The 15,224-nt window shown below is 42.5% G+C and carries 11 protein-coding genes; 7 read left to right on the top strand and 4 right to left on the bottom strand.

What is annotated here, in order from left to right; translation table 11 throughout:
- Window positions 1-95: 95 nt before the first annotated feature.
- The 5 genes from KME09_26180 (at window position 96) to KME09_26160 (ending at window position 8,694) form a co-directional block, all read left to right on the top strand.
- Window positions 96-2,507: an alpha amylase C-terminal domain-containing protein gene (locus KME09_26180; protein ID MBW4537429.1), complete on the top strand. Its 2,412-nt coding sequence runs from the start codon at window positions 96-98 to the stop codon at window positions 2,505-2,507.
- Window positions 2,508-2,544: 37 nt separating this feature from the next.
- Window positions 2,545-3,438, top strand: a complete 894-nt coding sequence (locus KME09_26175) for an SMP-30/gluconolactonase/LRE family protein (GenBank protein MBW4537428.1) — start codon at window positions 2,545-2,547, stop codon at window positions 3,436-3,438.
- Window positions 3,439-3,511: 73 nt separating this feature from the next.
- Window positions 3,512-3,880, top strand: coding sequence for a hypothetical protein (locus tag KME09_26170; GenBank protein ID MBW4537427.1), 369 nt, complete (start codon window positions 3,512-3,514; stop codon window positions 3,878-3,880).
- Between the two features lie 83 nt (window positions 3,881-3,963).
- Window positions 3,964-7,800, top strand: coding sequence for a WD40 repeat domain-containing protein (locus tag KME09_26165; protein MBW4537426.1), 3,837 nt, complete (start codon window positions 3,964-3,966; stop codon window positions 7,798-7,800).
- A 246-nt stretch (window positions 7,801-8,046) separates the two neighbouring features.
- Window positions 8,047-8,694: an SOS response-associated peptidase gene (locus tag KME09_26160; protein ID MBW4537425.1), complete on the top strand. Its 648-nt coding sequence runs from the start codon at window positions 8,047-8,049 to the stop codon at window positions 8,692-8,694.
- Window positions 8,695-8,774: 80 nt separating this feature from the next.
- Here the strand turns inward: KME09_26160 and KME09_26155 are convergent, their stop codons facing one another.
- Window positions 8,775-9,263, bottom strand: a complete 489-nt coding sequence (locus KME09_26155; protein ID MBW4537424.1) for a molybdenum cofactor biosynthesis protein MoaE — start codon at window positions 9,261-9,263, stop codon at window positions 8,775-8,777.
- A 246-nt stretch (window positions 9,264-9,509) separates the two neighbouring features.
- Between KME09_26155 and KME09_26150 the strand changes: the two genes are divergently transcribed.
- Together KME09_26150 and KME09_26145 are read left to right on the top strand one after the other, a co-directional pair.
- On the top strand, window positions 9,510-10,019 hold the full coding sequence (locus KME09_26150; protein ID MBW4537423.1) for an inorganic diphosphatase: 510 nt from the start codon (window positions 9,510-9,512) through the stop codon (window positions 10,017-10,019).
- Window positions 10,020-10,195: 176 nt separating this feature from the next.
- Complete coding sequence (locus KME09_26145) at window positions 10,196-10,552, top strand: NAD(P)H-quinone oxidoreductase subunit M (GenBank protein ID MBW4537422.1); 357 nt, start codon at window positions 10,196-10,198, stop codon at window positions 10,550-10,552.
- Between the two features lie 8 nt (window positions 10,553-10,560).
- Here KME09_26145 and KME09_26140 read toward each other — a convergent pair whose 3' ends face one another.
- The 3 genes from KME09_26140 to KME09_26130 all read right to left on the bottom strand — a co-directional run bounded on the left by KME09_26140 (window position 10,561) and on the right by KME09_26130 (window position 15,159).
- Window positions 10,561-11,148, bottom strand: coding sequence for a hypothetical protein (locus KME09_26140; GenBank protein MBW4537421.1), 588 nt, complete (start codon window positions 11,146-11,148; stop codon window positions 10,561-10,563).
- A 262-nt stretch (window positions 11,149-11,410) separates the two neighbouring features.
- On the bottom strand, window positions 11,411-13,729 hold the full coding sequence (gene pcrA, locus KME09_26135) for a DNA helicase PcrA (GenBank protein ID MBW4537420.1): 2,319 nt from the start codon (window positions 13,727-13,729) through the stop codon (window positions 11,411-11,413).
- An 83-nt stretch (window positions 13,730-13,812) separates the two neighbouring features.
- A complete protein-coding gene (locus tag KME09_26130; GenBank protein ID MBW4537419.1) occupies window positions 13,813-15,159 on the bottom strand; it encodes a TRAP transporter large permease subunit in 1,347 nt (448 codons plus the stop codon).
- Between the last annotated feature and the right edge of the window lie 65 nt (window positions 15,160-15,224).

The following is a 15,224-nucleotide window of genomic DNA, read 5'->3' as shown; positions in this document are numbered from 1 at the left end:
AGTTTAATTCCGCTGAAATTTTATCACCTATTACCCATTACCCATTACCCATTACTTATTACTTATTACCTTTGCTCAACTTTTAAATTTAAATCATGGCTACAGTTCAATTTACCTATTTTACAGGCTTAAGAAGATCGTTTATTAACAACGTTCGCTTGACTGGAACTTGGGATAGCAATGGACGCTATTCTGACCAGTGGACATCTTTACCAATGCAACAGACAACTGGTGAAGATGGTTGTCCTTGTTTTACGGCGACCGTAAATTTAGCTGATTCACAAATCGGTCAACAATTTCGTTGGGGTGTGATCTTAGATGCACCAGCAGGAAATAATCTCTGGGGCATAATGACCGAAGAGAATGATCTTAATTCTACAGAACGCGATCGCACTCTTATCCTACAGGCTCCAAATAGCGCAATCCAACAAGAAAGCTACTACCTGACTCATTGCCGTCGGTTGGGAGCGCAAAAATCTTATAATGGCACACCTCAACCAGGGATTCAGTTTGCCGTGTGGGCACCCAATGCCCGAAATGTGGAAGTTGTCTTCGGTCAATCGAGCGGTTACATTGCAGATACTGGCGTGGGAGAGGATACTAGCCGTCCGCGACTATCACTGTCTCGCCTAGGGGATGGAACTTGGCAAACTAATGGCGCAGCACCTCTAGCTAATTTTACTGCCTTCGATCGCCTGCCCTATATGTTCAGAGTAACTAAAGCAGACGGACAGGTAGCCTATAAAACCGATATCTATTCTCGCTGTCAGATGGGGAAAGGTAGAATTAACCCTGCCAATCCAGAACACCCCCCTTACTCTGGCGATTATCGGCAGCTTGACGGCTCGGTTAGCTGCTCGGTAGTCATCGATACCGAAACAATAACTAGAGAGCTTGAGGAGGAATTCTCATCGCAACAGGTATTTATCTCAGAGGCTGAATTCTGGCAAAACGAATTCGATCCTAATCGCCCCGTACCCCGTCGTGTGGAAGACTTGGTGATCTACGAACTCCATGTCGGCGCTCTCGGCAGTGGTCAAAATCGACCAGGCAACTTTGAAGATGCGATCGATTTATTACCGTATTTAATTGATTTGGGTGTAAATGCGATCGAACTTCTGCCCCTATCTGAATTTAGAGATGAGGTTAATTGGGGATATGAAACTTCTCACTACTTCGCCCTGGAATACAGCGCTGGCGGTAGAGACCAACTTAAGCATTTTGTTAGAACCTGCCACCGTCAAGGAATCGCGGTGATTCTTGATGTTGTCTACAATCACTATTCTCCAGACGCAGGGCGTGCGGAATGGGCTTACGACTCGGACGTTCCCGAACAAAATATTTATTACTGGTATGAGGGTAATTCTAGTAGCTATCCGCAGCCAGATGGCGGTTATATAGATAACTATTCTACAGGCTATGCTCCTCGCTTTTATGAGGAGATCGTGCGCAAAATGTTTATCAGTAGTGCTGCTACTTTAATTGAAGAATTTCACGTAGACGGATTTCGAGTCGATGCCACGGCTTCGATCCATTTATATAATGTGCTTCATGCCGATGGCAGGAGAACTGATAATGTCAATGTTTTTGGGGCGAAGTTCCTCAGAGAATGGACGCGAACCATGAAGCTGATTCGTCCCGACGTGATGCTGATGGCAGAAGATCATTCCGATTGGGATGGGGTTACCGAGCCTGTGGATAATGGCGGTTTAGGATTCGATGCCACTTGGTATTCTAGTTTTTACCACCATCTTGTCGGGGATGCTCAAGCAGGAACACAGTACGCCAGATTAATTACGACGGTGGGATACGGTGGCAACGAACCCTTGGCAATGGATTACTTTGCTGGCGCACTGGCAGCATCTGGAGATCGCAAGGTAGTCTATCATGAATCTCATGATGAGGCTGGTAACTCGCAAAACTCTAGACGAACTATCTCAGCAGCGGTCAATTCCGCCCCCCTGACTGGAGAAACTCGCCGTATTGCTGAAGCACGTTGTCGCTTTGCCTGTGGCATGACGATGCTTGCTGCGGGTACACCTATGTTTATGATGGGTGAGGAGATTGGCGCCCAGAGATTTTACCGCTACATAGATTTCTTGAGTAACAGGGAAGATCTTTTAGGGGAGCGTCAAGGAGAAGGTCGGAGGCTGTTTAGATTTTATCAGGATATCATTCGCCTGCGGTTAGAACATGCGGGATTGCGATCGCACCAGATTGACATCATCCATGTTCACAATGCCAACCGAATCATCGCTTTTAGGCGCTGGGATAATTCTCAAGAGTTGCTAGTGGTGGCAAGTCTCAATAATAGTCCTTTTAGCTCGGGATATGCGATCGAGAATTCTCGCCTGGTCAATGGTACGTGGCGCGAGATTTTTAACAGTGATGCCGAACCTTATGGGGGCAATAGTATCGGCAATTTAAGCGGATCTATCTCTGCTAGTAACGGTCAAATTTATGTTGTCATTCCCGCGAATGGATTTGTCGTCTTACAGCGACTGTAACTAAAAAACTCTTAGCCCAGAATGAGAAAGGAGTGTCATGACTGCTCAACCAGAATTAATTATTGAATCACAAGCTTTGCTGGGAGAATGCCCCTGTTGGCATCAGGAAAAGCAATTACTATATTGGGTTGATGTAGAAAAAAAACAATTGCACGTTTATCAGCCTGAAACTAAAACCAATCGGACAATCGAACTAGGAAAATTAGTTGGTTGCGTTGTTCCGAGAAAATCAGGTGGTGTTGTTTTAGGTTTAGAAAACGGCTTGGCTGCTTTGGAGCTAGAAACAGAAAAACTTACATATCTCGCGTCTCCTGAGAGTGATCTGCCATCGAATAGATTTAACGATGGTAAATGCGATCCAGTTGGGCGTTTTTGGGCAGGAACAATGCATAGAGATCAAGAGGAAGAAGCCGCTCAGGAAGCTGGATCGTTATATTCCTTAGATCGCAATCTAACAGTTCGACGATTATGGGGCGATCTTACCGTTTCTAATGGGATGGGATGGAGTCCAGATTATTCGACGATGTATCTGATCGATTCTCCGACTAAAAACGTTTTTGCTTTCGATTACGATCTCAAGACGGGAAACATTAGTAACCGCAGAGTTGTAGTTACCATCCCAGATACCTTAAGGGGATATCCCGATGGCATGGCGATCGATCGAGAAGGCATGATTTGGGTAGCATTGTGGGCGGGATTTAAAGTCACTCGCTGGAATCCTCACACTGGGGAATTGCTGCAAAGTATTCCTATCCCTGCTCCTAATGTTACGTCTTGCACATTTGGCGGTCTAAACCTGAATGAGCTTTACATAACAACAGCTAGAAAAGATATGGATGAAGCTGTATTAGCTCAGTATCCCCAAGCTGGTGGCGTTTTCTGGTTGAAAACAGATGCCGTAGGCCTGAAAAATTTTGAATTTATCGGCTAAATTGCTCTGGCAAAAATGCCTTTTAAATAACGTTTAAAAATTACACACATTACTAATTATTGAGGAATTAACAATGGACCCTATTACAACTGCAATTGTGGTTGCTCTGGCTAACGATGCGTGCAAAGACTGTTATGTTGCGCTTAAAGACGCTATGAAGAAAAAGTTTGGCGACAAAAGCGATCTGGTTGATGCCGTCGATAAATTAGAAAAGAAGCCAGACTCGGAAGCGCGCAAAGCCACATTACAAGAAGAAGTGGAAATCTCTAAGGTCAATGATGACCCTGAGATTCGCAAGTTAGTTCAAGATTTACTCGACCAGATCAAAGAACAGCCTGGTGGACAGGCGATGATCAATCAAACTCAAACCAACCAGGTGAGCGGTGTAAATGTTGGTGGAAATTTTGAATTTAAACCAGTTCAAGACGGAAGCAAGAGTTAAGGAAATAGAATCATGAAGTTATTTTGGTCTCAACTTTTGGCAAAAATAGGACGAGGATTACTCAATCTAGGTGAGGTCGAGTTGTGAGCCAATGCCCTAATCCTAATTGTCTGCATCAAAATCTTCCCAACACAAAGTTCTGTGTGAAGTGCGGTGATAAGTTAGCTTTAACAAGGTTATCTCAAGCACAAGATAACTTGGTTAAAAATGCTAACGTTGGGCGTGACTTGACCTTTGCGCCAGTTCAGAACATCATCGAGACGCAGATCATCCAGTCTTCGGTTGAGGTGGTCACCCAGCGAGAACTGAATAAAAATTCACCTTATCAGGGACTCAAAAGGTTTAACTTTAAAGACAGAGAGCGCTTTTTTGGCAGAGATAAGTTAATTGCCAGATTATTCGAGGCGGTGAATCGCAGCAACTTGAGTTTAGTGTTAGGGGCTTCTGGAAGTGGCAAGTCCTCTGTCGTGCGTGCTGGGTTAATTCCTGAGTTGAAGAAATCTCTGGAGTCTCAAACATTTTATGACTTCATCTTTACGCCCAATCAAGATCCCTTTGATTCTCTATATCGGTGTCTACTCAGCGAAGAAAAGGACTATAGCTTTAATAAAGCAGAAGCTGAGATTGCCCTGGAAGCAAAGACAGATAGCCTAGCTAGAGTGATTAGTACCTTAAGGCAGGATGGGGAACGATGGCTCATTTTTGTCGATCAATTCGAGGAGTTGTTCACTATTTGTGACAATCTAGACAAACGCCAAAACTTTATTTCAGGTCTGGTTCAAGTTGCCAAGTCGGGTAATAATTCGATCAAGATTATACTGGCAATGCGGTCTGACTTTCTGGAACAGTTGAGTTTCTATCCCGATCTAGGTAATATTGCCAATCAAAATAATATTCATCTGGTGACTGAGATGTACCCAGATGAACTACGACAGGCGATCGAGCAACCAGCAGCTAAGCATGGGGTTATGTTTGAAAAAGGGTTAGTTGAACAAATTATCCAGGAAGTTGAAGGACAAAAAGGTTATCTTCCCCTATTGCAGTACACCCTAAATTTGCTTTGGGAAAGTGAATGTCAATCTTTCGGTGCTGATGGTCGTCCTAATATCGAAGACCGTACCTTAAACAAGAAAAATTATGCAGCGTTGGAGGGGATAAGAGGGGCGCTGCAAAAGCGGATCGGCGAAATATACAGCAATTTGAACCAAGACCAACAGACAGCTACCAAGCAAATATTTTTGAAGCTGGTAAATATTGTTGACAACAATTCTGTCAGGAAAGCAGTTAGCAGACGGGCTTATCGAGATGAATTTGTCGGTGAATCAGTAGAAAAGATCCTCAATAAATTTATTGAAGAAAAGTTGCTGGTTAGTAATGTTAGTAGTGGCGAATATTCAAGCATAAAAGGACTGCCAGTGATTGAAAGCAAGCCCCTAAAACAATCGGCAACTGTAGAAATTGCCCATGAAATCTTACTCTCATCTTGGAATGAGCTAAAATGCTGGCTTGAAGAAGAAAAAGAAGCAATTATTCTCAAAAATTGGTTAGCTGGTGAGACAAGACGGTGGCAAAAAATTCGCTCAAAAGATGAGCTTAAAGCTCAGGATGAACTCTTGAAAGGCTCTCGATTAGCTCAGGTGGTAGATTTTAGACAAAAAGATACTTTTAAAAACATTGGTGGCTTAAGACCAGAGGAAAGTGAATTTATCGATGCCAGTCTAGCAGAAGGCGATCGCCTTCTCCATGTAGAGGAAGCACGCAGAAAGAAGCTACTCATAGCAATTTCTAGCATATCTGTCGTTTTTGCTGGACTCACACTTTTGGCAGGTATGCAGTGGCAACAAGCCGAACGGCAGAGAAGCATCTTACAGCTGAGCGAACAGGCACAGGAAGCGAGCAATCTGCTGAGTGTCAACCCTGTAGAGGGGGTAGTTAAGGCCATAGCCCTTAATGGCGAGAGTAGAGACAGATTTGGCGATCGCTTCGCCCAGATTTTACCCCAAGTACGCTCTAGTTTACGGGATGCGATCAACGTACCGATAGAACGCAATGTCTTGAGAGGGCATCAAGGTCCAGTTTGGTCAGCTGCTTTTAGTCCTGATGGTCAAATTATTGCTAGTGCTGCTGATGACGGGACAGTGCGCTTGTGGGACAAACAGGGTAATCCTATTGGTCAACCCTTTAAGGGTCATCAAAGTCTTGTTCATTCAGTCGCCTTCAGTCCAGACGGGCAATATATAGCTAGTGGCGGTGGTGATAACACAATTAGCACAATTAGGCTGTGGGATAAACAGGGTAATATCGTTCAGCGCTTCAAAAGTCATCAGGGTAGAGTGCTGTCAGTCGCCTTCAGTCCTGATGGACAGTATATAGCCAGTGGCGGCGATGATCACAGAGTGAAGTTATGGGATCTAAAAGGCAACCAAATTGGTCAACCCTTTGATGGTCATCAAGGGAAAATTTGGTTTGTTACCTTCAGTCCAGACGGACAGTATATAGCCAGTGGCAGCGACGACAACACAATTAGGCTGTGGGACAAACAGGGTAATCTTATCGCTCAGCCCTTTGTGGGTCATCAAGACCACGTTTTCTCAGTCGCTTTTAGTCCAGACGGCAAAACGATCGCCAGTGGTAGTGCCGATAATACGATCCGATTGTGGGATCAAAAGGGTAATGCGATCGGCAAATCCTTTATTGGACACGAAGATTTTGTCCGTTCAGTTATTTTTAGCCCTGATGGAAAATATATTTTAAGTGGCAGCGATGATAAAACGATTCGGTTGTGGGATCTAAAAGGCAATCAAATCGGTCAACCGCTAATCGGACACGAATATTATCTTTATTCTGTTGCCTTTAGTCCTGATGGGGCAACTATTGTTAGTAGTAGCGAAGATAGTACAGTTCGATTGTGGAAGAAAGCCGATTTCCTAGGCGATCGCACTTTAGTAGGACATCAGGATAAAGTCTTAGCTGTAGCCATCAGTCCCGACGGACAACAGATCATCAGTGGTGGTAATGACAAGACGATTCGGTTGTGGGATTTAAAGGGCAATCAAATCGGTCAGCCTTTTATCGGGCATGATAAAGTTGTCACTTCCGTTGCTTTTAGTCCCGATGGACAACAGATCATCAGTGGTGGTAACGACAAGACGATTCGGTTGTGGGATCTAAAGGGCAACCAAATCGGTGATTCTTTTAAAGGACATAGTAGCGCTGTCACCTCCGTTGCTTTTAGTCCTGATGGAGAATACATAGTTAGTGGCAGTCGCGATCGCACTCTACGATTGTGGGATAAACAAGGCAAGGCGATCGCTCTACCTTTTATCGGGCATGAGACGGCTGTTTTCTCCGTTGCTTTTAGTCCCGACGGGCAACAAATTATCAGTGGTGGTAACGACAAGACGATTCGGCTGTGGGATCTAGAAGGCAACCAAATCGGTCAATCCTGGGACGGACATCCAGATATAGTCAACTCAGTTGCTTTTAGTCCTGATGGAGAATACATAGTTAGTGGCAGTCGCGATCGCACGCTACGATTGTGGGATATACAAGGTAAAGCGATCGGTCAGCCTTTTATCGGACATGGCAGTGCTGTTACCTCAGTTGCTTTTAGTCCTGATGGAGAATACATAGTGAGTGGTAGTCGCGATCGCACGCTACGATTATGGGACAAACAAGGCAAAGCGATCGGTCAACCATTACAAAGACATGAAACTCCAATCAGTTCTGTTGCCATTAGTCCTGATGGGCAAAAAATTGTCAGTGGCAGTTGGGATACTACAATACGGTTATGGCAGGGGGGTAATTTTTCAACTTGGTTACAACTAGCTTGCGATCGTTTGCGCGAGCATTCTCTGCTTACAACATCTGCCACAGAAGAAGCCAAGGTTGCCAATCAAACTTGTGCCAAGATTAAGTAATTAAATTAGTTGTATTTGCTGCCGATTTGGGATATTGTAACGATTCGTAAATTTTACTTTATAGCGATCGCGCTCCTGATTAAGACTTAAACGAGTTTAAATTTAGTAATAACGGCTGGTTGTCTTCTGATTCTTACGAGGTCTACCAGCTTGAGTAGTGAAACTCCAGCCAATCGTTAGATTCATTAAGCTAACAGTATTTTTATACTAGATGGAGTTACTGTCGTTATTTACATTTGATTAGCTATGTGTGGACGATTTACTCTCGATACAACAGCATTTGATTTAGCTCAACAATTTAAAGTGGAAGTGAATCAATCTATTTCCTCTCGATATAATATTGCTCCGTCACAATCGATTTTAATAATCAAGCAAAATGAAAAAAATCAACGCTTTCTCGATCTAGTGAAATGGGGTTTAGTTCCCAGTTGGGTCAAGAGTCTGGATACTTGGAAGAGTAATCTAATTAATGCTCGTGTGGAAACAGTTGAAGAAAAACCCAGTTTTAGAGATGGTTTTAAAAAGCGTCCCTGTTTGATTCCCGTGTCTGGATTTTATGAGTGGTCGAAGGGCAAACAGCCTTACTACTTCTATCAAGATAAACCTTTGTTCGCGATCGCTGGCATCTGGGAAACTTGGAGCAATCTTGAGACAGAAGAACAGCTTTTATCCTGTACGATTCTAACTTCTGAGGCTAAAAGCGTGATTGCTGAAGTTCATCATAGAATGCCAGTGATTATACCATCGGAGTATTACGATCTTTGGTTGGGAGAGCTTGATGGAAGAAAAGAATTAATTGAATCCTTGCCAGAAATCGAACTGCAAATGCACCAAGTCAGTAAAACGGTCAATAGTCCAAAAAATGATCGTCCTGACTGTATCAAACCATTATGATATTAGGAGTCTTAAAACCCAGTCAGTAAATGAATCAAAGCAGAAATATTTTCCCAGATTTAGCTTCAAAGCGATTATAATTACTCTTCGCAAGCGCCAATAGATACCCAAGTGCTGTGAGATGTGCCGTCATCTTCGCGGAAAAACTCTTTTTTCCAGATGGGTGCATTATGTTTTAGAGTGTCGATCGCATAACGACAGGCAGCAAAAGCTTCCCCACGATGAGGACAACCTACCGCCACAATCACGCTAATCTCACCAATTTTGAGTTTACCTACCCGATGATGAATCACAATTCGGTTAGTATCCTGCCATTGGTTACGGATGTGAGCAGCGATCGCCTGAAAGACAGCGATCGCCATTGGTTGATAAGCTTGATATTCAAGATATTCGACAGCCTTGCCTTCGGTTTGGTTACGCACCGTCCCACTCATAACCACCACAGCGCCGTTAGCTGCATCATCTGCCAATTCGTATACTTCTGTCAAAGATAAGGGTGCAATCGTAATAGCGAAACTATCGTCAGGATTAGTAGCAGTTGTCAAAGGAAGTGAACCAAGGTTAACCATATTTGTTTGAAGTAGCTCATCTTCTTTAATTTACTGTACAAGATTAACTAAAGTAGAAGGCGATCGCCAAAAAGAAATATTACTCAAATTAGAAGCAATTAGAAATAGTCACGCCCAAAATTGGATTTAGATTTATTTAGATTTGGTTAGTTAATCAGGTAAAATTTTCATGGCGGTTTGATTGGGTTCTAAGTAACTCAGCTTAATCATTGTTGTAAATAAATCAATTAGTATTTGGAGAATTTTATGGATTTATCTCTTATTCCTGCTCAGCCTAAACCTGGCATCATTAATGTTCTAATTGAAATTCCTGGTGGGAGTAAAAACAAGTATGAATTTGACAAAGACATGAACGCTTTTGCCTTAGATCGCGTTTTATTTGCCTCAGTTAAATATCCTTACGACTATGGTTTTGTCCCCAATACTTTAGCTGATGATGGCGACCCTTTAGATGGTATGGTAATGATGGATGAGCCAACTTTTCCTGGCTGTGTAATTGCTGCTCGACCGATTGGGATGCTGTTGATGATTGATGGTGGCGATCGCGATGAAAAAATTCTCTGTGTTCCAGCCGAAGATCCTCGTTACAATGAAGTTAAGTCTTTAAAAGATATTGCGCCTCATCGCTTAGAAGAGATTGCCGAATTTTTCAGAACTTACAAAAACTTGGAAAAGAAAGTTACCGAAATCCAAGGCTGGAAAGACGTTGATGCAGTTACCCCTCTAGTTGAAGAGTGCATTAAAGCTTATAAGTAATTTACGATAATAAGGTGGGAATTCATAAAGTAATTAGTAACTGACGTTACGCACTCTTGTTGATTAGGGATATGGGGATATGGGGATCACAAGTCAACTTTACTTTCCCTAACTCCCCAACTCCCTAACTCCCTAACTCCCTGCATTCACAAAATTATTCCTTAGGTACTGTTACTATGCTTGTAAAATCAACTACCCGTCATGTCCGTCTCTATAGTGCCGAAGTCAAGGGCAATGAGTTAATCCCAAGCGATCGAGTCTTAACTCTAGATATTGACCCAGACAATGAGTTTAGCTGGAATGAAGACACTTTACAGAAGGTTTATCGTCAGTTTGATGCATTGGTAGAACAAAATAATGGCGAAGATTTGAGTGAATATAATCTGCGTCGTATTGGTTCAGATTTAGAGCATTTTATTCGCTCTTTATTGCTTAATGGTGAACTTAGCTATAACCTGGGTGCAAGAGTGCGTAACTATAGCATGGGTTTACCACGGATGGAAAGCCCTGATACTGAAGGGAAATACCTGTAAAAATACCTTTAGATTACGCAGCTAACAGTGGACAGAGTGAAGGAGAAGGTTGCACCTTGATTAGGGGAAGATTTTGCCCAAATCTTTCCTGAGTGTCTAGCAATTATTCGAGCGACTGAAGCCAGAGCAATCCCAGTACCCACAAACTCTTTGTTGGAATGCAAAGGCTTGAAGGGGAGGAATAAATCATCTGCTTGTTTCATATCAAATCCTGCACCATTGTCCTGAACATAAAAGACAGCAGAATTTTTGAGATAACCAAATTCAATCCGCGAATGAATGATCTTAGCCGAATATTTCCAAGCGTTAGAGAGTAAGTTTTCTAAAACAACTTGCAACAATACAGGATCTCCATAAGCAGTTATAGATTCTGCGATCGCAACTTCCACAGAGCGCTCTGGTTCACTGGCGATGATACTAAGATCGACAGTCTGCAATTTAATTTCTACATGCTTGGCACGATGTAGTTCAAGCATTCCTTCTATTTGAGCGTTAATGCGTTGAACTGCCTTTTGAATTTGAGCAATAAAGTCTTGCCCCTCGTGGTCTAGCTTCTGGGAATATTTGACTTGTAGGATTTCACTGAAACCACGCAATCCACTAATATTAGGTTCGGATAAACAGTTAAATGTTTTAATTTAGGACTAGCCCTAAAGGATATGCGAAGCGGTATGGTTTACCATTAGCTCGCAAGCTCGTCCTAAAGGATTAGCTGGCGCGTCCGTCCTTCGCGTCGGGGACTTGGGGACTTGGAGAATCACTCTATTTAAAGTCATTATCCATACTTGATCTAACTGGATTGCGTAAATCATGAGATAGAGTGTAGGCGAAAGCTTCCAGTTCAACCTCATAAAAGTCCTATTCCACTTTTTCCATCGGCGCAATTTTAGGAATAATCTTCGTCACATTCATACTCAGAAATTTGACGGCTAAGGTGGCTTTCTTACCACTGCCTAGAACATGGGTAATTTCTCCTGCACCAAATTCATGATGTAAAACGCGATCGCCTACGCTCCAGTCGATATCTATCGCTTGAGAGGTTCTTTCTGCACGAATGCGAGTACGATGGGAGCTGGCTACGTTGATGTTGCTATCAATTAACTCTTCTGGAAGCTCTTGTAAAAACTGAGAAGATACCGCAGGTTCTCTATTGCCCCACAGACGACGCTCTCTGGTGTAGGTTAAAAATAGCTGTTCTTGAGCGCGGGTGATGCCAACGTAACATAAACGACGTTCTTCTTCGATTTCCAACGGATCGTTTAAAGTTCTGTTGTGGGGTAATAAACCCTGTTCCATACCAACCAAGTAAACTACAGGAAACTCTAAACCTTTGGCAGCGTGAAGCGTCATCATCGAGACTTTTTGCTGTTTTTCGTTTAAATCATCTAAATCTGAGGAAAGAGAGGCGCTGGCGAGAAATGCTTCTAAACTATTTTCCTCGTTATCTTCCTGAAACTGCTGCACCGCATTATATAACTCGTAGATGTTGGCAATCCGATTATCGGCTTCATCTGTTCCCTGCTGCTGTAATTCTTTGACGTAACCCGACTGTTCCATGATGTAGCTCAATACTTCTGTCGCCGTCAAATTGTCTAGCTGATCTTTAGCCTCTTGAATCATGTGTGCAAACTGATTTAGAGCTTTAGCAGCGCGTCCCCCCATCGTGTTTACGGAGGTTTCATCATTAACTATTTCCCAGAGGGGAATACCCATCTGTTGAGAAGCATCCATCAGCCTGTCCATAGTAGTCTTACCAATACCCCGACGGGGAGTATTAATAATTCGCAGCAGACTTACGGTATCTTCAGGATTAACAATAATGCGTAAATAAGCGATCGCATCTTTGACTTCTTTGCGATCGTAAAACTTTAAACCGCCGACGATATTGTAGGGAATATTATTGTGTAGTAGTAAATCTTCAAAAGGACGAGACTGAGCGTTGGTGCGATATAAAATCGCAAAGTCACCCCAATCTATTTCGGGGTTGTTTTCCTTAATCTGCTTCATCTGCTGCACGACAAAGCGCGCCTCTTGCTGTTCCTCATCGGCTTTATAGAGAAATATTTGTTCTCCTACTCCTCTGGTTGGTTTGAGAACCTTATCAATACGCTGGCTGTTGTGAGCAATTAAATGGTTGGCTGCTTGCAGAATATTCTCACGGGAACGATAGTTTTCTTCTAGCTTAATCATGGTGCGGGTATCTTCATCGGGCAAACCATCCCCAAAATCCTGCTGAAAATCTAACAGGATGGTAAAGTCAGCCAGACGGAAAGAATAGATCGATTGATCCGCATCTCCCACCACAAAAAGCGATCGCCTATTCCAATTCCACTCTTTTTTATTAGTCTCACCATTAGTTGCCAGCAAGCGAATTAGATCGTATTGAATGCGGTTAGTATCCTGATACTCATCTACTAAAATATGCTGAAACTGCATATGCCAATAGCCTAGGATAGATTCGTTCTGCTGAAATAGTTTGACAGGAACCCAAATCAAGTCATCAAAATCTAAGGCATTGTTGGCAGCTAACCTAGATTGATACTCATTATAAATTTCTGAGATCACGCGACCACGATAACCAGGATCTTGTTTGGCTAAATCATTGGGAGTCAAACCCTGGTTTTTGGCGTTACTCACGGCGTAACGAATCTTGCGCGGATCGAATTTCTTACTATCTAAATTTAATTCCTTGGTAACAATATTTTTAAATAAACTCTGAACATCCGACTCATCAAATATAGAAAAATTCCGCTTCCAAGTACGCCCCCGCTCATCCTGATACTTATTAATATCAAAGCGCAATAACTTAGCAAACAGACTATGAAAAGTACCAATCCACAGCTTTTTAGTCGTCCTTTTGTATACTCTAGACTTTAATGTTTTTTGCTCGTACTCACTTAAAAACTCCAGCCGTTGACCATGCTGTTCTAAGGCTAACTCCGTGGCGAAAATATATTCAATTCTTTCCCGCATCTCCCGTGCAGCTTTATTGGTAAAGGTAACCGCCAAAATATGCTCTGGATCTGCCTGACGATTACGAATCAAGTTAGCAATACGATAAGTCAATGCTCTGGTTTTGCCCGAACCTGCCCCTGCAACTACCAACATTGGGCCACAATAATGCTCTACAGCAAGGCGTTGGGAAGGATTAAGATGGCCGAGAAAGTCAGTAGTCATACTGGGTCAGGATAGGGATAAAACAGTTAGTTTATATTTATTGTTTATGTTACCAACTATAGAGTAGGTAGTACTATTTCTCTTTATGTTGCTCCTGTAACTGCCGAAAGATCGACTAACCAGCGTACTGTTTGGGGAAAAGCAATCACAATAATTAAAACGATAAATTGTAAAACCATAAAAGGAATTGCACCTTTATGAATTTCAATGGTACTGATTTCTTTAGGCGCAACACTTTGGAGATAAAACAAAGAAAATCCGACGGGGGGAGAAATAAAAGCAGTTTGCAAATTAATTGCCATTACCACGCCAAACCAAACCATATCGATTCCTAAAGCCTGTGCAGCAGGAACGAATAACGGCATCGCAATAAAACAAATTTCAATAAATTCGAGGAATACTCCTAAAGCAAAAATTGCTAAATTACTGACAATTAGAAATCCTAGATAGCCTCCAGGTACACTAGTTAGGAGACTAGTAATCAAAGTTTTGCCTCCCAGGGCATCAAATACCAAACTAAAAAAAGAAGAACAAAATAAAATCATTAAGACCAAAGCAGTAATAATGGCTGTAGAGTGTGCTGCATTGGTTAAAAGTTGCGGAGTCAGACGTTTGTTTAGTGCTGCCAAGAGACAAGCTCCTACCGCTCCTACCGCTCCTGCTTCTGTAGGGGTAGCTAGACCAAAGAAAATACTGCCTAAAACTGCAAAAATTAACAATAATGCTGGTACAACCGCTTTGACTACTTGTGCCACTAAATCAATACCTTTAGGAATCGGCAAATCGGCAGGTAAGGCTGGCACTAGTTCGGGTTTAACGATCGCCAAAGCGATTATATAGAGCATATAAGCCCCTGAAAGCATCAAACCTGGGATTAATGCGCCTAAAAATAAATCCCCTACAGAAACCCCAATTTGATCGCTGAGGATCACTAAAACTATACTAGGGGGAATTAATTGAGCCAAAGTTCCCGATGCGACAATTACTCCTGAAGCTAGTTCTTTGTCGTAGCCATACCGTAGCATAATGGGCAAAGATAACATTCCCATGACAATCACCGTCGCTGCTACTACTCCTGTGGTTGCAGCTAGAACAGTTCCGACTAAAACTACTGCTAAGGCAAGTCCACCCCGCAATCTGCCTAAAACAATCCCAATAGTTTCTAATAATTCTTCAGCCAAGCCTGATTTTTCTAAAATTGCACCGAGAAAGACAAAATAGGGAATAGCCAGTAGCGTAAAGTTAGACATCGTGCCAAACCAAACATTGGGCAACAGCAATAGTCGATGAATATCAAATGCGCCTACTGCCATCCCAATCAAGCCAAAAACGATCGCCGTACCAGCAAAAGAAAAGGCAACAGGATAACCACTCATCAAAATGATGAAGAAGCCCAAAAACATTGCAATTGCTAGCCACTCAAAGCCCATCCTTTTCTCCTAAGCTTGTACGCATTTAAATTGTGTATTATGATCTGAAACAATAAACTATTTCC

It is taken from the genome of Pleurocapsa minor HA4230-MV1 (assembly GCA_019359095.1).
GTDB lineage: Bacteria > Cyanobacteriota > Cyanobacteriia > Cyanobacteriales > Xenococcaceae > Waterburya > Waterburya minor.
Note: the sequence above shows the minus strand (reverse complement) of the source record. Positions and strands in the feature narration are given on the sequence as shown.